We start from the raw sequence: 19,302 nt of genomic DNA, 5'->3' as shown, positions 1-19,302 counted from the left end.
CATTCGGTAGCGTCGCGTGTGATGAGCGTTGACTTTCGAGCGGACCGGATCGGTAGTGCTCTTCGTGGCGAAAACCCCACCGTAATGCGGCGACTGGATGCCGGGTTCGCCGTGATCGGGGACGTGCAGTTCCTGCCGGGGTACTCGGTCCTACTCACCGACGACCCACTGGCGCAACGACTCTCGGACCTTCCCCGAGGCAGGCGGCTCGCCTACCTGGCGGACATGGATCGATTGGGCGAGGCCGTCGAACGCGTCTGCACCCGGCTCGATCCGGCCTTCCGGCGCGTGAACCTGGAGATTCTGGGAAACACCGACAGCTTTCTGCATGCTCACGTATGGCCACGATTCGATTGGGAACCAAAGCATTTGGTGCACAACCCCGTGTGGTTGTACCCCAGCGAACACTGGAGCGATCCGCGCCACGCGCTCACCTCCCAGCACGGGGGCCTCCGGCAGGCGATCGGCGAAGAGTTGGATCGACTCGCCTCCGTCTAACCGAGAATCGGCATACGCGGACGGTTGAGAAGTCATGTGGCAGAAGCCATGTAAGCGGCCAGGACGCAGTTCGGATGCCGGTCGAGCCCGAGCTCAGCCACGGTCGTAGCGCGTCGTGCGCGGGGTCGGCGTGCCGGTTTCCTGCACCTTGGCGCCGAATCCGCTCGTGCTGCCGTGGATTCGTGTTGGGCCGAATTAGAGGTCGTGTGCAATATCGATATCCGCGGAGGCATACCTTCGGCGGCTTTTAACCCCGCCGATCTGGTGACTTTCGGGCACCTGGGTGATATACGAGCGATTGTAGCCGTAGTTTTAGCTCTGAAGCGTGCGCGCGAGAGCTCTGCTGATTCCGATAGGTAACTCGATCAGCAAACACCCGAACCTCAAGGGTGGCGTGTGCCATGCCGATCGATCCGGCCAGCGTGATGCAGTGAAAGTTCCAACCGGCCAGGGTGATCCGGTGCTGTCCGATCGCACTGAACTGCCGAAATCAGTGCATGAATATACGGGGGCGGCATCGCGCTAGCATGGCGCGCGTGTGGTTCAAGAAGTACGTGATCGTGTTCGGGGTGCTGTTGGTGCTGTCCTGCGGGTTGTGGGTGTTCGGTAAGTGGGTGGAGAATCCCGCCTTGTTCGACTTCTCGGACTGTTCGGGAGCATACTGTCCGCCGGAGATATACCAGTCGACTGCCGCGCAACCGACCGTGACGACGGGGCCGGATGGGCGCGGCTACGATACGGCTGCATCGGTTTCGTGTTGTCGATGATCTGCCCACCCCTTCCCTAGGGCATCCTGCCAGCCTCCGTACGAAGCATCGACCGACTTTCCCCTCACCATGCCGAATGTCAGTGTGTGGGAACGAGCCGGTGCACTCGGGCGGGAAGGCACTGTTCGTGTCGGTGCTGCGGTGAGCTATCCCGGTTGGACCCCGGTGATCCAGTACGACAGCGTCGTGCCTTGCGGGCAGTCGGTGTCGACCGACAGAGTCGAGCGTGGTGCGACCGTCTGGCTGAAATGACCGGTGGTCGTGGTGACGGTGCTGACGGTTTCGCCGGGCGGGAGCACGACATTCATGCAGGTCACCTCCCAGAGCACGACATACTGGTCGTCGGTGTCGTTGGTGCAGATGCGCCCTTCGCAGGTAACGCCTGGCGCGAACTCCTGCGCGGCCGCATGCATCGGATTGAGCAGTGCGCCTGCGGCGGCAATCGAGATGCCGAAACCAAAAATACTGTGTCGCTTCTTGTTTCCCTCCCCTTGAACCTCGCAGCCGAGATTACGGAACGCCCCGTCGAGGTGCAATGCGGTATCGCCGGCTGTCGGTGGCGATCGCTATCTTTGCCTCAACACTCGAGATGAGACTGGAAGAGATGTTGGAGCAGCAGAATTCGTTGGCGACCCGTATCCCCGACGCCGACTCGACCGACCTACCTTCGGTTTTGATCGAGCCGTTGTGGACGCAACCACGACGACGACCACGGCCGGTGGTCATCGCTGATATGGCAGTCGAGCGGCCGATCGAAATCCATTGGGCACCTGGCGAACAGGAGGCGTGGGCCCAGGTGGTGCTGTGGACTTGGGGCGGCGACGCTGACGCCTGGTACACGTTCACCAAGTGGGAGGGAACGACCATCGATGACCCCACGTGGCCCGCTCGCATTGCCCAGATGGTCGCTCAGAGGTCCCCGGGGCTGGGAAACGTGCTGGCGGTCGCTCCCGAAGAACTTGTCCGACCACATCTTTCGACCGCTCGTCCCGGCTATATGTCGAGCGCTGAGCCTGCCCGGCGAATCCTGGGGTTATACGGTCTGGCAGCAACGGATTTCGTAATCGCGGTAGCCGCTCAGAATCCAGGATTCTTCGCCTATGTGCTGGCACCGCTGGAGGGGACCTCCATCACCGCCCTGATGCTGGACTGGGTCAACTACAAACGCAGCCGCGAGTCTGCCCTGGCATGGTTCCGCCGTCATCCGGGTGCGGCAGCCCTGGATTTGGTTCCCCTGGCGCTATCGGCACCGGGGAAGCAACGCCGCCGGGCCGAGACGCTGTTACGGCTGCTTTCGGAGGACGGATACGGCAAGGAGATCGACACGGCCGCAGCGACTTTCGGTGAGGTTGCAGCGGCGGCGATCTCGGCGGCGCTGTCCGATGACCCATTGCTGCGCCTTCCTGCAAGGATTCCCGCGTTGCCGAAGTGGCTGAATCTTGCTGTGCTGCCGCAGATTCGACTGCGGCACATTGACCGGGCACTGCCGCTGGCGGCGGTCGCGGACTTTGTCACGATGTTGGCAATGAGCAGCCCGGGCAATGTCTATCCCGACGTGAGGGTCGTGACCGAGGCCATTGACCGGACCTCCGGGGCCCAATTCGGCTGGGCGCTGTTCGAACTCTGGGAGAGCGCAGGCCACCCGGCGAAACACGCATGGATATTCCATGCGCTGGGTCTACTCGGTGATGACACCGTAGCCGAGCAGCTGCGGCCGATGATCCAGGCATGGCCGACCGCGGGTGCCAGTACACGCGCCGCAGACGGACTTGCGGTTCTCGCAATGATCGGCAGCGATGTGGCCCTGGACCAGTTGCGCATAATCGCCGGCGAGAGTAAGTCCGGGCCGCTACGCCGACGTGCCACCGCGAAACTCCGTGCCCCGCAAGCAGATCACTAACCCGCCTTCGCCTCACGAAAGCGAGTCGTTGCCGAAGATCGAAGGCTAAGAAAGCATCTCGGCAGTCATGGCCGGGCATGATCAGTGAAACCGGTCCGTTCAGGGCCAGGTAGTTGACCTATCGCACAACCGAAAGCGCTCATGTTGGTCGAAACTGAGAAAGTCGAGCACATCGCCACTGTCGCGGCATCGTTCGACTGGAGCTGGACCGAGGATGACCTCACCCCTGTATGCGACGCGCTCGGGTGGGCGGTTGTCAGCCGAACCGGGCGAACAACGACTCTCCGCACCGATCTCTCAGCGGCGCAGTCCCAGGCATATTGGCGCGAGTGGGACCAGGGCGGCATCCGTGAGCTGATCATAGTCGTCACTGACCAGGTCAATGCGAACGACGGCGCGGCAATGCAGCGGCTGCAAGGCGAATACGACACTCTGGTGGCGCGCTTGGCAACTGGGTTGGGCCCGCCCCACGATGTTCAACGAGGACCGGAACCAAAGGCGCGGTGGGACCACAACAATCTGGTTGTCCGGCTCTATGTGCTGCGCGGATACATCAACCTCTACCTGGTCAACCCCGCCTACCAGCAATGGCTCGACACCCCGGACGACTTCGCGGCGTACTGAGCTGGCACGAATAGGTCTCGCGCAACCGAAAGATCAGCGGCCAGAGGTCACGTATGGCCGCGGTCGTTGGATCCGATCCTGATACCCGTTTCTTACTTGCCGCATCCCGCGCGGTTCGAAACGGCCACGCGGCAGGGCCGAAGATCAACGCGCCGAGGCGATCTCGGCCGGGTCGAACGCACTGAACTGCCAAATTCAGTGCATGTCGATCGCGCGCGATGTCGTTCGGAACGATGTGGCGCCGTCCGGGGAGTTCTCCGGCCAGTACGGGACCGCGTGTCCGCCGCCGTGTCCAACGGATCTGGTGTTCACGCTGACGACTTCGTTCTCCACATCGAGCCACCCGCTTCGAACGAAACCACGAGTTCGACCACGATGATCGCCGCCAGTAACCAGCACGCCGGTGGGACGAGGAAATCAACCGAAGTACGGCGAAATTCTAAGATCGCAGTTGAAATGCTTTGGCTCGTAACCGAATCCGCGAGGGTTCAACACAACTTCTCCACATGCTCACCGGCATTTCTATGTGGGAGAGCTGATAGCGTCAGGGCGCCGGGACGCGTTGACCGGAACGAGGCTCGGGGGCGGATGAGAAAGTTGATCGGCGACGCCACGGCGCTATTGGCGGGCTTGGTGATTGGCTGCCTGATCGTCGTGGGGGCATGCTGGGCGCTGTTGTACGGCCTGGGTGTGGAGCTCTCGCCCACTTGGGACGGAGATGTGCATTTCATCGTGAATTTCACACCCGATCATGCGAATGATGGGCACGCGTACACCGAGTACGGGCTCCAGAGCGTACCTGAGGAGACTCCGAGTCTGGCTTCACAGGGAACGGCGGGTAGTTCTATCGAGGCGTGGTTGGAGTCCAGTGAGCTACCTGGCTTGCGAGTTGGGGATCGAGTGATCTGCGTGCTCCATGTTCATGAGTCCGGATGGGGAATAGGGGCCGCACGTGTCTGGTCAGTGGACCACTGTCGGCACTCTTAGGAACGACAACCATGTCGTGACGAACCTGCGGACCAGCGGACCTCGAGGTATCCGTTCTGGTTGGATCGCGCGTATGGCAACCAGTGTGTGCATCCCCGGCCTGGCGCTCACCGAGCACGAGTTCGCCGTCCCCCTAGACCATTCCCGCGCTGACGGACCGAAGATCACCGTCTTCGCTCGGGAGGTCGCCGATCCGGATGGGCTCGACCGGCCGTTTCTCCTCTATCTTCAAGGTGGGCCGGGGCACGAGGCGCCAAGGCCGTCGCTCGGGGCTCCGAGTTGGCTGCCGCGGGCATTGCGGGAGTACCGGGTGCTGATGCTCGATCAGCGCGGTACCGGACGGTCCACGCCGGTCGGCATGTTGTCCGGTACTCCGGCCGAGCAGGCCGAATACCTCACCCACTTCCGCGCTGATGCGATCGTCCGGGACGCGGAGTTCGTGCGGCGGCAGCTGGGCGTCGAGAAGTGGAGCGTGCTGGGGCAGTCGTTCGGCGGGTTCTGCACGCTCGCATACCTTTCCCACGCTCCCGAAGGCCTGGCCGAGGCCTTCTTCACCGGCGGGCTACCGCCGATCGCGCGACATCCCGACGAGGTCTACACCGCGACGTTCGCCAACCTGATCGAGCGCAATCGCCGCTACTACCGGCGCTATCCGGGTGATCGCGGCCGGGTGGAGGCGCTGCTGCCGATGCTCGACGCCGGGGTCGTCGTGCTGCCCGACGGCAGTCCGCTCACCGCGCGGCTGTTCCAGCAGCTCGGATATCTCCTCGGTGCCAGCGGCGGCGAGGAAGCGCTGCACTACCTACTCGAACGTGACCCGAAGTCACCCGCCTTCGCGCACGACGTCGCCAATTCGCTGCCGTTCACCGCACGCAATCCGCTGTATTCGGTGATCCATGAGTCCTCCTACTCCGACGGATTCGCGACCCGCTGGTCTGCCGAGCGCGTGCTGCCGGACGAGTTCCGCACCGACCGGACGCTGTTCACCGGAGAACACGTATTCCCCTGGCTCTTCGACGACTTCCACGGTCTCCGGCCGATGAAGCAGACCGCCGAACTCCTCGCGGCACACGAGTGGTCGCAGCTGTATGACGCCGACGTGCTGCGCGAGTGCACGGTCCCCGCCGCGGCCGCGATCTACGCCGGCGACATGTACGTCGAGCGCACGTTTTCCGAGGAAACCGCCCGGTTGATCCCGACACTACGGCCGTGGATCACCAATGAATACGAGCACAACGGTTTACGCGCGTCCGGGGATCACGTGCTCGGGCGGTTGATCGATCTCGTCCGCGGTCGGGTCTGAGGGACCATCGCGAACTTCGATTCGAGAGAAAGCTAATCGAGTCGGCCTACGAGCCGATGAGCGGGAGCTGTTCTCGCCGCAGCGATTTCGCCTTGCCTGACGTAAGAATGTCGGTTGCGAATCATGCTGGTCGATTGGTGACCTATAGAACGCTCCGACGGTCGTATGGTCCGCTGATATCCGCATATGTCGTGTAGCGCAGTGTTCGAAGTGGCCACGCGGCGTGCCGGAAGATCAACGGGCACAGAGCAATTCAATCCCAGCGGCGCACTTTGATGTCGATTGCACGGTGTTGTCCGGAGCAGGCACAAGCCGAATGAGGATGCGGAGTCCGTTCTAGTGGCTGCGATTTCAGTGTTCTTCTGGGTCGAGAGGGTGTCGATGATGTTGTGCGTTCCTGATCGATCGGCGATGCGGAGGACGCGGTTCAGGTCAGCGTGGCGTACCAGGGATTGCATCCGTTACCGGGAGACGAGCTGCGCGACTGATCTGCGCCTCCGTCGAAACAAGCTGGGGCACAGAGCAAGACGCCGCCGTTCGCAAGGGGGTCTCTTGCTTGTTGAATCATGGTGAAGGGTCCAGAAGGTGCGATACCAGCCCCGCCACAGAGCTATGGTCGACACGGCATGGATGAGGTGATCAATGGGCTCGTAGTGCGGGCGGCGCGCCCGAACGAGGCCGGGCTGCTCAGTGAATTGGCGGTGCGGTCCAAGGCGGTGTGGGGCTACGGTGACGACTTCCTCGCACAAGTGCGTGAGCAATTGCGTATTCGACCCGAGGAGGTCTTGGTCCGGCGTGTAGCGGTCGCCGAGTACGAAGGTCGCGCGGTAGGTGTGGCCACGCTGGAGGGCGAGCCTCCCGAGGGCGCGTTCGGCCTGCTTTTCGTCGAGCCCGAACTGCTGCGCTGTGGTGTTGGGCGGGTGCTTTACGAACACGTGCTCACCCGAGCCGGAATACTCGGGTTCACCGTTGTGAATGTCGCCGCGGATCGGCACGCTGTGCCGTTCTATCGGGCAATGGGCGCCGAGCGGTCCCAGGTCGCCGATGCGGCTGATCTTGTTGGCTTCCATGCCTACCCGATCTCTCCGGAACCATCCTGGGTCAGAGCATGGAACGGCGGGACACGCCCGGTGATGGTGGGCAATGTGGCGGAGTTCCATGGGCAGTTCACCGGTGTCCGGGCCGAGCCCGACCACTACTCGTGCCTGGCCGCGTTTTGCGGACCGGAACCGGCCAAGGTGCTACTGCCATTGCCGGTCGCCGATTGGTGGAGAGAACACGTCGCCGAGACGCTCGGTTGGGACGAGCTGGCGGTGGGCGCACTCACTGAGCGCAGTATCGGACCGGGCGTGCGGCCATGGGGGTGGACCTCGTCCTGGGCGCCGCAGCACTGCGAGTTACTCAGGGCGGTGCGCCATTTCGAGTCGAAGCGGCATGCGAACGCCCTCTTTCATGAGCTGGCCGGACAATGTCGCGGGATCGTCGTGCCCGCACAGCGATCGCTTCGCTCGGCGCGGGCACTGCACAAGGAATTGGCCGAGGGCGGACGGGTGGTCCTCAAACGCGAGTACGGAGCCGGTGGATCCGGCACGATGATCGTCTCACGCGAGACGCCCGGGTTGTACCGGCTGCTCCGGGAGTGGTCCAGGACAGGGGTTTTGGTCGAGGAGTACATCGACGGGGTTTCGACTGGCCGTGACGTCACTTTCGACGCGGTCATCGACGCGCAGGGGTGGGTGTATCCGGTCGGCGTGGCGGAAATGGATGTGGCCGGGACGGCTTACATGGGAGCCACTGTCGGTCCTGGCGTCGTGCCCAGGGATCTCGACCGGACGGCTTCGCGGTTTGCGATGATGGTGGGCCGAGTGCTGTCAAGGTGGGGGTACAGGGGGTGGTTCGACGTCGACTTCGTCGTCACGGCAGCAGGTGCGCTGGCACCGATGGAAATCAATCTGCGGTTGACCGGACCGGCCGTGACGTTCCACATACGAAACACCTTGGACAGGCTGCACGGTGGACGGCACTTCGTCCGGACGTTGGACTGCCTTCGGATCGGTGCCCGACTGCCGGACCCGGCGCTGCGCGCGCATGTCGGCGGACTCGTCGAATCGTGCCGGGCTCTGGGCGTCACCTTGCTGGTCACGATTCCGACGGCCGCCTTCGATCCCGCGCCCTATCTCGGGATCGCGCTCGCCGGCCGTTCCCTGGAGGCGATCGGTGCCGCCGAGGCCGAGGTTATTCGACGTAACGGCGACCTTTGGCGGGTCGTATCCGCCCGAATTCCCCAGAATCCGAACGGGTTCAGTGACGGCGTGGTGCACTGACGACGAAGGCGACGACCGCCAGCGCTGCGAGCATCAAGGTTACGTTGAAGCCGTACACCAGCGCTGCCTGCCGCGGCCAATCGTTCTTGGCGGTCAGCCGGTAGAAATTATCCTGCGGCCACCAGGCCAGCAGGAGCCAGGCGATCGCCACGAAGGCGAGCAGGGTCCGGCCGAGTGGGCGTCCGAGCCTGGCCATCGCAGGCCAGGCCAAGAGCACGAATGCGACGCCGGCCCCGAATGAGATCACCTCGGCGGCATAGAGTCCCCGGAACCACCACGACCACGGCGTGGGCACCAAGGCCAGGTCCGTCGAACCGGGCCACAGAGTTCCGGTGAACGCAAGCGCGAACACGGCGAAGATCGCAGTGCAGATGACGCCACCGACCACGCGCCCATCCGTGGGAGAAAGCCCTGCCTTGCCGGCGGGTACGGCGCAATGGATCGGCGGTAGCGGAAGTGCCTCACGGTCTACTTTTCCGCGAAAGGTGCGCGGCAGCGCGGTCATCATGACCACGACCTGAGGCAAAACCCTCTGCGAAAGTCCCGAGTCGCTCAGGAACCCCTGGATCTGCTCGCTGCTGAGGCTATCGGTCTCGACGTAGGCGATCACGTTTTTTTCGCCTCGACCGGTGGGGACACTCAGCACCGCACTCGCGCGAATCTCTGGATGGCGTGCCAACGCCTGCTCGATTTCATCGTGGCCTGCCATCAAACCCTCCCGCCACATCACTGCGTCCAGCACAGGATCGTACGGCGGTGTTGACAGAGCCGCAGCGTGAATGATGGTGCTGCTGGCGATGAATCATGCCCGCATCCTGAAGCGCAGAGCCATCACCACCCGAGATGGTGCCGGCCGCAGGCGAAAGGCTGTTCAGTGTTGCGGGACAGTGGGATTGAGGCAGATCGGCATGCCCTCGGGATCGCGATCGTCGATGGCCGACTGCCCGGCTCATCCGGTTCGGCGCCGGGCTGGCGGTCGTCCCGCCCGGCCTCCCACCTGCGCCGCTGCCAACAGCTCATGGCACAAACGACCAAATCAGCCGCTGCGAAGGCACTCTCATACCGCTTACAAGCGGTTCGGACCGACCGCAGCCGCATCAATTGTGTTGCTGCGCAACAGAGTTGATCGCTCACTCTGAAGGCGCGTTACGCTACGCCCACTCCCAGTCCGGCAAAGGCAACAAGATTCGCGCCCCGATTGGACAAAGCGATGCACCTTCGTCCAGGATCGGCACGGCTTTGTTTCTGAAGCTATTGGCCAAGGGGAGAATTCACAGTGTCTATTTCATGGAAGGCCGCTGCGTACGCAGCGGCGGGGGTGGCGTTCCTATCGGCGGGTGCGCCCGTTGCCGGTGCGTCCGGGTCGTTGCACGGCTCAATCGCCGTCGACACCAAGATCAATGGAAACCCGCGCGCCTCGTGGGGTGCGACCTGGAACTATCCGAATCAATCGGCGGCCGAGAATGCCGCACTTCGTGAATGCGGCGGGGGCTCGTGTCGGGTGATCATCAGCTGGTCCGACGGATGTGCCTCCGTCGTCGGGAGTGACGGTGAAACGACCGTCGCGGGCGGTGTCGGCGCAACGCCCGCCGAAGCCGAGCAGAACGCGATCGCCAACATCAAGGTCAAGGATCCCATCCTTTTCACGCCGCAACCGGCGACGGGAAGTGTTGCGGGCACGCCCGGAATGACACCCCACGTCATCGTCACCAAATGCACCGGCTAGACCACAGCCCGTTACTGCCTGTCCCGGAAAGGAATTGAATCGATGTCGGCGGAGAGCGAAGATCGCGCACTCGATCGGGCGGTAACACACCTGGGGCTGGCGGGCGTCATCGCGGTGGTGGCGGTGGTGTTCTTCCTGATCGGCGCCTGCTCGCGCGGGGACACCGTGTCCTGCGGTGGGCAGACGATGAAGTCCGGCGACCGGTGCGGCGGCTACAAGAGCACCAGCCAAAGCAACTCCTACGATGAGGAATTGGCGTGGAAGAACAACCCTTGGCGGATGATCATCCCCGGTGGTGTGGTCGTTCTGTGCGTGGTGTGGGCGGGTGCGACCCTGGCCGTCACGCGTCGCGTGGTTCTGCGGGAAGTCGAACAATCTCGGGAGTAGATTCATCGGCTTGGTGAACGGGGCGGCGGGCTGGAGGTCTTAACCGTTTTCGACACAGCTCACCGACGTCGGTACGGCACCGCCCACATCCAGGTTCGAGCCCAAGCCGCCAGCGGGTTGCGCTCCCCCGTTCGACATTGCGGCACAGCATCTCCCGAACGCCCGACCACGCGCGTGGAGCACTGTCCGGGCCGACCAGCTACGGAAGATCAACGGCCCGAGGCAAATCGGGCCGTTCTGGCGTCCGCAAATGGCTCCATTACGGGAAGCCCGAAGCGATTCCTTCCTCGATGCGGAACACCGCGGGATGCGGTCAGCGGCGTCTGCAACCGTTGCGGACTCGGATCATCGACCAGTGATCTGTGCAATCCAAGCCCGCGCCCTCAGCCGGGTCCGCGCCGCCTGTTGCTGGCTCCGACGACACAAACCTACGCCCGCCGAATCGACTCCCAGCGAAACCTACTCCAGCACAACGAAATACAGCTGCCGCACCACATGTATTCGGCCAGAACCTCACGTGCCGAGCTGATGGTCATCGGATTGCTGTCGGCCGGAGTGCGCACTGCGGACGTCCAGCACGGATTCGGTCAGTGGCGCGGCGTCGGCCGAGCCCGGGTCTGCCGTGAACACCACCGCCCTCAGGTCGCCGTCGGGAATGTGGACGGTGTCGCAGTCCAGTGCGATCTGCCCCAGATTCTCATGCTGCAGCAGCATCCGGCTGTCGTGCTGCCCGGTGGTGGGTGTGCCGGCCCAGAGCTCGGCGAACACGGCGCTGGCGCGCTGGAGGTCGGCGGTCAAAGACGCCAGGTCTTCGTCCGCGGGATAGCGGGTCGAGGCCGTACGCAGCTCGGCGACCAGCAGGCGCTGGAAGCGCGCGTCGTCACGCGGCGACCGCGCCACCCGGCCGCCCTGGCCAACGAACACTCGCCAGGCGATGTTGCCCTCGCGCGGGTGAAGTGAGGGCACGCCGCAAGCCAGCGTTTCCCACGCCCGGTTCCAGCCGACGACCGTCCACGTGGCGTCGAGTACGCACACCGGTGTGCTCTCTATCCGGTCCACGAGTCGGCGTGCGCCATCACTGAGCCGCCGTGGTACCCGCCCGTCGACCGGTGCGTAACCGGCCAGTGCGCACAGGTGCTCGTACTCCGCCCTGCTCAGCCGGAGTGCCCGGGCCAAGGCATTCAACACGCCAGGCGAAGGATGTCGGCGACCCTGTTCCATCCGCTTGAGGTAATCCGTTGACACGCCGGCCAATTCGGCGAGCTCTTCACGGCGCAGGCCGCCCGTGCGTCGGCGGCCATGACTGGCGACGCCCACGTGTTCGGGTCGGGTGCGTTCACGTCGCTCCCGCAACACCGTTCCCAAAGTGTTCGCGTCCGACATGGCCGAAGGGTATCAGCGGCATCGGCCCGGGAGGGGGACATCTTGGCCCCCGCTACGGCGGCCGAAACCCGGAAGAGTAACCACCATGATTGATGTCAACCAATTCGCCGACCGGGTCGCTGTCACCGAGACCGTGGCTCGCTTCGCTTGGTCACAGGATCTCGAAGATTGGGACGGTCTGCGTGCGATCGTGGCCGACACCGTGACGATGGACGTTTCCGAGCATCTGGGCGCGCCGTCGCAAGAATTGAATGCCGATGAATTCGTGGCCGCATGCCGGGCGGTGCGGGAAGGGTTTCAGAGTACTCACCATTCGACCTCCAACGTCATTGTCGAACTCGAAGACGACCACGCTATCTACCGGAGTTTCGTGGTGGCCTACCACCATGTTCCCGCCGACGAGGTCGACTGGCTCGTGATGCGTGCTTTCTGGCACGTCGACCTGCAGCGGGTCGACAATGAATGGCGAATCAGGCGCATCCGCGTCGTGCGGAAAGCCCCGTTCGCGGGCAATCCCGACCTCTACACGATCGCGGACAAGGCGGGCGTGAAATGAGCGCATCGACCGAAGAAGTGCGCGCCGTTCCGTTTCGCATGGCCGCCGCGATGTCCGATCGTGACGTCGAGAAGCTGGTGGTCAATTACACCGATGACTTCGACTGCGTGGTGCCGGTACACCCCGATCGCTCCTTCCGCGGCGCCGGCCAGGTTCGCGCGAACTACACGATGATCTTCGCCCGGTATTCGAACGGCCTGGACGCGCGGGTCATCGACTGTGTGGTGGACGGTGACCGGGTGTGGACGGAGTGGGAGATGATCGGAACGCGGGCCGACGGGGTGGTCGAGACCATTCGCGGCACGGTCATCATCCGGGTCGAGAGCGGTCGCGCCGCAGCGGTCCGCTTCTACCTCGATCCGGTCGATGCCGCGGATACATCGACACAGCTGAACATCCTCGACTGAAATGCGGCTCGGTAGAACGCCCGCTGAGCGTCGTCACGGCTCGGTGCGGAATTCGGCGGTGTGACGAGCCCGCCGCGCGAACTGAAAACATCCTGCGCATTGACCCTCAAGGAGTCGAATCTTCATGCAGCTCACCGTTCTTGCCGCGTCCGGCCCCACCGGACTCTCCCTCACCCGGCAGGCACTCGCGCGTGGCCACATCGTGAGGGCCATCGCCCGCAATCCGGACCGGATCACCGTTCTGGACGTCCCGGGGCTGACCAAGATCGCCGCGGACGTGTTCCACACTGACGAGATCGACTCGGCGCTCGAAGGCAGTGAACTGGTGCTGTCCGGACTGGGTGTGCCCAAGGGGACGAAGCCGGGCGTGCTGACCGCAGGCGCCCGGTCGGCGGTGGCGTCGGGGGCCCGCGTCATTTGGCTCGGCGCCTACGGCACCGGCCCCTCGGCCGCGGTGGCAAGCACGCTCAACCGGCTGGTCCTCAAGGGACTCGGTGCGGAGGTCGCCGACAAGGTCGAGTCCGACGCAGTGGTCACCGAAGCCGGCGGGACGGTTTTCCACGCCGGACCCCTGTCGAACAAACCGATCAGCCCGAACCGGCGCACCGTCGGGCTCGACGCCTCCCCCAAGAGCATCTTCCGAATCATGGTGAGCCGGGACACCGTTGCCGCCGCGATGCTCGACGAAGCGGAGAACCCGCGGTTCCCCGGCCGGATCGCTGTTCCACTCGCGCGCTGACCCGAAGGCCTATGAGCGGCTCGCCTGCAGATCGCTCACACGCCGCGCGCGGAATTCGAAGACCCTCGGTCCGTGTCACATCCGATACCGCCGAAGATCAACGCGCCGAGGCGTTTTCGGCCGGGCCGAACGCAATGAACTGCCGAGTTGCGTGCTTTCGCGTTCTGCGGCAGAGGATCTAGTCCCACCAGAACGTCCAGTGAGTGCGGCCGATCAAGTCTGCGGCATACGACTCGATTGGGTCGCAGGCGAGGTTGTCGGGGCAGAACGCCAGATGTTCGGCGGCCACTTGCAGGGCATGCTCACGGCTGGTCGGCGGTGCGCCCACAGACAGATCCAAAGTGTCCCACCCAACTTTGATCACCCGTACGCCGAAACGCAGCTCCCACGATCGCAGGACCGCAGAGACCTCTTCGGTGAAATTCGTATGGTTGAGCTGTCCCCACCAACCGCACAGACTCAATGCGTCCGCACCGCGCGGGGTCGGAACAAGTCCGACGAGGCGATCACTCTCGTCAGCAAAACGGCGCGCCAACTCCCACGCTGTCCGGTCGGGATCTGCGCCACCGCGACTCGGTACCGCCAGACCGGGCCACTGCTGCGGTATAGGCCTCGGATCATCGTCATCGATTTCTGGCCATAGACCCCGCAATACGGTGTCAGCATCGAGTGCATTGATCTTCTCGATGGGCACGAAGCGCAGATTCTCGTTGCACCATGGGCGGTAGTCGCGCTGCAACACAGCACGTGGTGAAGAGTCCAGAGCGTCAAGCAATAGCGGGTACAGACCGGTTTCGAGGCGCTGTTCATACAGAGACGCCCATAGCGCGCCTGCTCGCGGCAACCGCACGTCGGTCACCCACATCACCGCGCGGCCATCCGAGCGTTCAGCATCGATGAACCGTCCAGACGGCAAACCCACGGGCAAGACAGGAAATGCAACAGAATCCACCACGGCCAGGAATCTAGTGTGGGACACCGACATCGGACACGACAGAATGTCGTCGATCGCGATGAGATGCATCGACCATCACCGTCATCAAGGTGGCACGTGAATCGACAAATGCGCTGGCTTCAGGTGACTTGAGTGCGCGCTACTTCCGCATGGCGCGCTAACCTAACCGGCCAGCGTGGTGCGTCGGAAGATCAACGGGCAGTGCGTTTCACGGCTGCCAGCCGTGCGTACTCATCCTGTTTTCGTGTGGGTGGCATAGTCTGCGGCAATGCCCAAGCTCATGCTGTCCAACCCCTTCGCCGAGAAGACAATTACGGTCTGGCTGGAACCGTGGGGACGGGACTACTGGATGCGCCCAGGGGATGTCTTCATCGTCGAATTCGAGGAAGGCGGGGATTCCGAACAGGACAACGGTGCCCCGCCGTTCGAGATCTCATGGCTCGACAACGGCATCACAGTTGCAGTGTTGGTTGAGAGCACTGTGCGTGATCGGAGCGGTGTCGAACTCGACTGCGGCCACCAACGACCTGTAGACCTCGACCGGCAGTAAATCGAGATCGAAGCGGGTCGATCCCGCAGGTGGGGAGGCGGTGATCAGGGAACATACTCAATTGCCGCGACCTGCGCATCTGTCGGCTGTCCAAACCGGTTGGCCGACAGCAGCTTCCCAACGCACCGGCTTCGAGGCAACCGACTATCGTGCCGAGCGGGCGGAGTTGGCTTCCGGCTTACGAGTTCTCCATCCTGACCGGGGGCGTCGGCCCCTCGTCGATCGAGCACAGGAGCATGCGGTGAAACTTGTTGGGCCCATATCGATCTCGCTTATCACGGTTGCGACGGCCACTGTGTTGGGCGGATGCGGAACCCCGTCGCCGGGATCGCCGGCAGGGACTACGGCAAACGGCCGATTGGCCATCGCGAGCAGCGATGCCGCGGTCGAACTCGTTGGCCCGTGTTCGAATTCCGATGGAGCTACCGCTCCCGGCACCCACCTCGTCGCGTTGCTCGACCTGTCAGTGGACAACACGCTCACCTACAGCATGATCCAGCACGTGAGGCTGCCCGGAACGCAGGGTGCATTGGAGCCATGCGGCGACCGGATGACCGTACGAGTGTCCGAACGCGTCGCCATCACTGCCGAGCACGGCACAATTTGCCGCAGTGAGTCCAGCGGTAGGACCTCGTGCACTCTCGATTTGATGAAAGCCACTGCCGCCCAATGGGGACAGGTCACGCCCATCGCCCAAATCCTCATCGATGCCGACCACATCGTCCAGATCGATGAGGTCTACAACGGCTGATATCCGCATCTGCTTGGCGATGGGGTTGCTGGCCTTCCCGATTCCGTACTGCGCCAATGGTTTTCCCGAACGAGCCCACTCCTCGATGGCAGGTCATGACAACGCTGAACACCGCCGACGAAATGTGCCTGGCCCAATCTGCCCCAGGAAACTCCGGACGATTGCCGCAGAGGCGGAACGTAAGATGTAGCGCGACAATGGATCTCGAATACCGGCCTGCGGAAGCATGAGCAGACTACGGTCCCGCGGTCGGAGCCGTTCAGTACGTGAAGGTCGCGCATCGCACGTGCTCGTCTCCGACCCATTCCAGTACCGACCGAGTCAGACCTGGCGGCGCGCACAGGTGGAAGCGCCGCCGCCCAGCGGTGCCTGCGGATCGGACGTCGGTCGGCTCGATCCGTCGGGTGTGGACGCGCGCGCCGAGCTCGCGCAGTTCCGCGATTCCCAGCTCCGATCCGGTGCCGCGGGTGACAAAGAGGTCGGTTACCGCTGCCACTTCGTCGAGCGCTCCCAAGACCTCGACCGCCAGCGGCAGGTCGTCGGCCCGCACGCTCCATAGGAGCTTCAGTCGCCGGTCCGCTGCTGCCGTGGATGCCGCTTGCGCCTGGGCCATGAACGGTGTGATCCCGACCCCGGCAGCGACGACGACGGTGTCATCGTCAGGGGCAGAACCGAACTCGATCTCGTCGCCGCTTCCGAAGCCCAGCACGGCGACGTCGACCGACCGGCCCGGACGCCACCGTCGGAGGAAGTCCGTCACCGGCCCCTGTGCGCGGACGGTGATGTCGAACTCGGTACCGTCCAGCACCGCCGAGCGGTCCTCGGGCTGTGCGACGGGCCGGCTCGAGATTGTGAACGACCTGATGTGGTCGTCGTTGAGCGATCGCGGATCATGGTCGCGCATGTGCGACCAGCCGCGATCGAGGTGGGCGGAGAAATCCAGCGTGACATGCTGCCCCGCACGCCACGGTGTCAGCTGTGCGAACGCGGCTCGCGAGGACGCGGTCGACGGATCGGGGCCGAGCCGGAAAGTATACCGCGAGATGGTCGGCGTGACGGTCGATCGGCGCAGCAGCGTCGCCGTGGCGACGGCCACCGGCTTCCCGTCGGAAGCGGTCGTTCCGATGGCGGGAGAACCGCCGATTTCCTGAGCCAACCGGTGGACTGGCGGGTTGTAGGGTGACGGATCCAGCAGAGTGCCGCGGAACGGCAACCCGTCCCGTACGAGACGGGCCGCGTCGACATGCACGCGGACGGCAAGTCTGCTGTGCGGCAACAGGTTCGCGGCATCCGCGCCGACGAGGATGTCCGCGCGTCCGCTGAGGTACAGCACGGCACCGGTTTCGACATCGGGGAAGGTCACGCCGACCGCGGGGTCGGCCCGCAGGTTGCCTAGGGTCTGGAAGAGGCGGTTCCCGGAGTATTCCGGATAGACCAGCGTGACGCCCGCCGCGGCCGAGTTGGCCAGGACCCGCACGAACCCGGGCGCCCCGCCCCGGACGTTGGTGTCCATGCTCGCCGTGCCATGGCGGCTGGAGATGGCGAACAGGTCGGATCTGCCGATGAGGTCGACCGCCTCGGGAACGAGCGGGAGTCGCTCGCTGACCAGCGTCGGCGACGCGTCGTAGGGCCGAACCGCCTTGCGGTTCAAGTACTTCGGGCAGTTGCCCAGTGTCTCCTCGACGGCGACTGCCAGTTGCACATCGGCCGATGTCCCGGTCTGCGGATCGGTCGCCACGACGGCACCGCCCAACACCCTGCCCGAGAGCTTGACCCGTGACCGGGTCTCCAGATCGATTGCCAGCCCGCCGACCAGCTTCCCGCCGCCTTCGTGCCTGGCGATCGCGCCGTCGCGCAGATCGTGCCCGGCGAACAACGCTTCCAGCACAGGGTCCAAGCCGAGCAGTGGCCCGCGCGAGCGGGCGTGCACGCCCAGGACACCGGCCGCCACGGGCCGGACCACTCCGGCGTTGCCACCGAGCACGGTGGTCCACACGCGGTCGTGCTCATCGACCGTGCCCAGCATGAGAAGTGGGCTCTCGGCCATCCAGCGCCCGTATGAAATCGGCAGACCAGCCATGGTGGGGTTGTCGCCGTGCACCACCCGCAGGAGGCGGTGCATCGCCTGCTCGCCGGGATGCCATGTCGCGGTTGCCGGATCCGTAGCCATCATCGCCTCCTACCGCGCCGTCTGCTGGAGTGTCGGCTGGGCCGACCCCGGTGCGCGGAGCGCGTCGCGTTTCGGGCGTTGTAGCGCCAGCACGACCGCGGCGAGCACGGCGAACCCGGTGCCCGTCCACATCGCCACCGCTGGGTCATCGCCGAACGCGCCGATCGTGGCCGCGCTGACGGCCGTGCCGACGGTGATGCCCAGCGTGATGATCGAGGTGTGGACGGTACTGACGAGGGCACCGCTGCCGCCCACCTCGACAACCCGCGTGACCAGCGGCGGATTCATTGTGACACCGGCGAATCCGACCGCCAGAACCATGACCAGGACCACCGGCCGCGCATCACTGGCGACCGCGATCACGGCCAGCGAGACGGCGAGCACGGCGTGGCCCGCCCGCAGGACACCGACGGCGTGGCGGTCGGCCAGCTTCCCGACGGCCAGGTTCCCCACCAGTGCGCACATGCCGTAGGCGAGCAGAATCAGCGTCGTCGCCGATGAGCTGAATCCGGCGCTCTGCTCCAGCAGCGGGGTGAAGTAGGAGAAGGTCGCGTACGCGGCACCGATCGTCAGAAAACTGACCAGGTAGCGCGACCACAGGCGGGGCAGGCGGAGGTTGCGCAGGTCCTGGGCGGCGTCGTCGGCTGTTGCCGCCTCTCGCGATGGCAGCGCGAGCAGGCTCACGACGAAGACGACGACAGCGGCGGCGCCGAGGACGTGGAATGTGGCCTGCCAGCTCCATCTTTCGGCGATGAAGTGCGATACCGGGAGCCCGACGACGGTGCCGACCATGATTCCGCTGAGCACGATCGAGACGGCCTCGCCGATCGTGTCCGGGCTCCGAGCGAGCCTGGTGGCGTAGGCGATCGACAGACCGACGGCCGCCCCGGCGAGGCATCCGGTCAACAGGCGCATCAGCGCCACCCACCAGTACTCGTGCACGAGGGGGACGAGCAGTTCGGGGATCGCGTACGCCGCGACCACGGTGAGCAGTGCCGGCTTCGGCGGCCGGTGCCGCAGGACGAAGGCGATGGCCGGGCCGCCAATCGCCATGCCCAGCGCGAAGATCGAGACCAGCATCCCGATCATGCCCGTGTCGACTCCCAGATCATGGGCCATCACCGGCATCATCGCCGGGATCTGCAGCTCGCTCGACACCACGATGAGCATGGTCAGCATCAGCAGGTACAGGTGTCTTGTCATCGGCGCTCTATCTCTATCGTCGGACGAAATCTGTATTCGAAAGTTCAAAAATGAGTCACGCAAAAGCCCCGG

18 protein-coding genes are annotated in these 19,302 nt (G+C 64.4%); 12 read left to right on the top strand and 6 right to left on the bottom strand.

Annotated elements, in window-relative coordinates:
- Positions 1–21 precede the first annotated feature (21 nt).
- Both ACFVUS_RS27975 and ACFVUS_RS27970 read left to right on the top strand, forming a co-directional pair.
- A complete protein-coding gene (locus tag ACFVUS_RS27975; protein WP_387772676.1) occupies positions 22–498 on the top strand; it encodes a diadenosine tetraphosphate hydrolase in 477 nt (158 codons plus the stop codon).
- Between the two features lie 536 nt (positions 499–1,034).
- Positions 1,035–1,265 carry a hypothetical protein gene (locus ACFVUS_RS27970; protein WP_387772673.1) on the top strand — a complete coding sequence of 77 codons (231 nt, stop codon included), beginning with the start codon at positions 1,035–1,037 and terminating at the stop codon, positions 1,263–1,265.
- A 146-nt stretch (positions 1,266–1,411) separates the two neighbouring features.
- Here the strand turns inward: ACFVUS_RS27970 and ACFVUS_RS27965 are convergent, their stop codons facing one another.
- Positions 1,412–1,801, bottom strand: coding sequence for a hypothetical protein (locus ACFVUS_RS27965; RefSeq protein WP_387772670.1), 390 nt, complete (start codon positions 1,799–1,801; stop codon positions 1,412–1,414).
- On the opposite strand from ACFVUS_RS27965, the gene ACFVUS_RS27960 reads away from it, so the two are divergent.
- The 4 genes from ACFVUS_RS27960 (at position 1,801) to ACFVUS_RS27945 (ending at position 8,403) form a co-directional block, all read left to right on the top strand.
- Positions 1,801–3,165 carry a hypothetical protein gene (locus ACFVUS_RS27960; RefSeq protein WP_387772667.1) on the top strand — a complete coding sequence of 455 codons (1,365 nt, stop codon included), beginning with the start codon at positions 1,801–1,803 and terminating at the stop codon, positions 3,163–3,165. The genes ACFVUS_RS27965 and ACFVUS_RS27960 overlap by 1 nt on opposite strands.
- A 141-nt stretch (positions 3,166–3,306) precedes the next feature.
- Complete coding sequence (locus tag ACFVUS_RS27955) at positions 3,307–3,789, top strand: DUF6301 family protein (RefSeq protein WP_387772664.1); 483 nt, start codon at positions 3,307–3,309, stop codon at positions 3,787–3,789.
- A 1,060-nt stretch (positions 3,790–4,849) separates the two neighbouring features.
- The gene (locus tag ACFVUS_RS27950) at positions 4,850–6,079 is read left to right on the top strand and encodes an alpha/beta fold hydrolase (RefSeq protein ID WP_387772661.1); all 1,230 of its coding nucleotides are present in this window, start codon (positions 4,850–4,852) and stop codon (positions 6,077–6,079) included.
- 701 nt (positions 6,080–6,780) lie between these two features.
- Positions 6,781–8,403 (top strand): GNAT family N-acetyltransferase, encoded by a 1,623-nt coding sequence (locus ACFVUS_RS27945; protein WP_387772658.1) that lies wholly within the window; start codon positions 6,781–6,783, stop codon positions 8,401–8,403.
- Here ACFVUS_RS27945 and ACFVUS_RS27940 read toward each other — a convergent pair.
- Positions 8,381–9,112 (bottom strand): hypothetical protein, encoded by a 732-nt coding sequence (locus ACFVUS_RS27940; protein ID WP_387772655.1) that lies wholly within the window; start codon positions 9,110–9,112, stop codon positions 8,381–8,383. The two genes, ACFVUS_RS27945 and ACFVUS_RS27940, sit on opposite strands and share 23 nt — an antisense overlap.
- A gap of 567 nt (positions 9,113–9,679) precedes the next feature.
- On the opposite strand from ACFVUS_RS27940, the gene ACFVUS_RS27935 reads away from it, so the two are divergent.
- Together ACFVUS_RS27935 and ACFVUS_RS27930 are read left to right on the top strand one after the other, a co-directional pair.
- Positions 9,680–10,129 carry a DUF4189 domain-containing protein gene (locus ACFVUS_RS27935; protein WP_387772652.1) on the top strand — a complete coding sequence of 150 codons (450 nt, stop codon included), beginning with the start codon at positions 9,680–9,682 and terminating at the stop codon, positions 10,127–10,129.
- Between the two features lie 42 nt (positions 10,130–10,171).
- Positions 10,172–10,516 carry a hypothetical protein gene (locus tag ACFVUS_RS27930; protein WP_387772649.1) on the top strand — a complete coding sequence of 115 codons (345 nt, stop codon included), beginning with the start codon at positions 10,172–10,174 and terminating at the stop codon, positions 10,514–10,516.
- A gap of 513 nt (positions 10,517–11,029) precedes the next feature.
- Here ACFVUS_RS27930 and ACFVUS_RS27925 read toward each other — a convergent pair.
- Positions 11,030–11,899: a helix-turn-helix domain-containing protein gene (locus ACFVUS_RS27925; protein WP_387772646.1), complete on the bottom strand. Its 870-nt coding sequence runs from the start codon at positions 11,897–11,899 to the stop codon at positions 11,030–11,032.
- Positions 11,900–11,984: 85 nt separating this feature from the next.
- Between ACFVUS_RS27925 and ACFVUS_RS27920 the strand changes: the two genes are divergently transcribed.
- The 3 genes from ACFVUS_RS27920 (at position 11,985) to ACFVUS_RS27910 (ending at position 13,601) form a co-directional block, all read left to right on the top strand.
- Positions 11,985–12,455 carry a nuclear transport factor 2 family protein gene (locus tag ACFVUS_RS27920; protein WP_387772643.1) on the top strand — a complete coding sequence of 157 codons (471 nt, stop codon included), beginning with the start codon at positions 11,985–11,987 and terminating at the stop codon, positions 12,453–12,455.
- Positions 12,452–12,862 carry a nuclear transport factor 2 family protein gene (locus ACFVUS_RS27915; RefSeq protein ID WP_387772640.1) on the top strand — a complete coding sequence of 137 codons (411 nt, stop codon included), beginning with the start codon at positions 12,452–12,454 and terminating at the stop codon, positions 12,860–12,862. Before ACFVUS_RS27920 ends, ACFVUS_RS27915 begins: the two co-directional genes overlap by 4 nt.
- A gap of 124 nt (positions 12,863–12,986) precedes the next feature.
- Positions 12,987–13,601 (top strand): NAD(P)-dependent oxidoreductase, encoded by a 615-nt coding sequence (locus tag ACFVUS_RS27910; protein WP_387772637.1) that lies wholly within the window; start codon positions 12,987–12,989, stop codon positions 13,599–13,601.
- Positions 13,602–13,779: 178 nt separating this feature from the next.
- Here the strand turns inward: ACFVUS_RS27910 and ACFVUS_RS27905 are convergent, their stop codons facing one another.
- Positions 13,780–14,625, bottom strand: coding sequence for a DUF4253 domain-containing protein (locus tag ACFVUS_RS27905; protein WP_387772634.1), 846 nt, complete (start codon positions 14,623–14,625; stop codon positions 13,780–13,782).
- Positions 14,626–14,824: 199 nt separating this feature from the next.
- Here ACFVUS_RS27905 and ACFVUS_RS27900 point away from each other — a divergent pair, with 199 nt between their 5' ends.
- Positions 14,825–15,106 carry a hypothetical protein gene (locus ACFVUS_RS27900; RefSeq protein WP_387772631.1) on the top strand — a complete coding sequence of 94 codons (282 nt, stop codon included), beginning with the start codon at positions 14,825–14,827 and terminating at the stop codon, positions 15,104–15,106.
- A 1,010-nt stretch (positions 15,107–16,116) separates the two neighbouring features.
- On the opposite strand, the gene ACFVUS_RS27895 is transcribed toward ACFVUS_RS27900, so the two are convergent.
- Both ACFVUS_RS27895 and ACFVUS_RS27890 read right to left on the bottom strand, forming a co-directional pair.
- Complete coding sequence (locus tag ACFVUS_RS27895) at positions 16,117–18,027, bottom strand: pyridoxamine 5'-phosphate oxidase family protein (protein WP_387772628.1); 1,911 nt, start codon at positions 18,025–18,027, stop codon at positions 16,117–16,119.
- Positions 18,028–18,036: 9 nt separating this feature from the next.
- Positions 18,037–19,197, bottom strand: a complete 1,161-nt coding sequence (locus tag ACFVUS_RS27890; RefSeq protein ID WP_387772625.1) for an MFS transporter — start codon at positions 19,195–19,197, stop codon at positions 18,037–18,039.
- Positions 19,198–19,302: the final 105 nt, after the last annotated feature.

Source organism: Nocardia sp. NPDC058058, from assembly GCF_042885355.1.
Lineage (GTDB): Bacteria > Actinomycetota > Actinomycetes > Mycobacteriales > Mycobacteriaceae > Nocardia.
The sequence above is the reverse complement of the archived record's forward strand: the minus strand, read 5'-3'. Positions and strand labels throughout refer to the sequence as shown.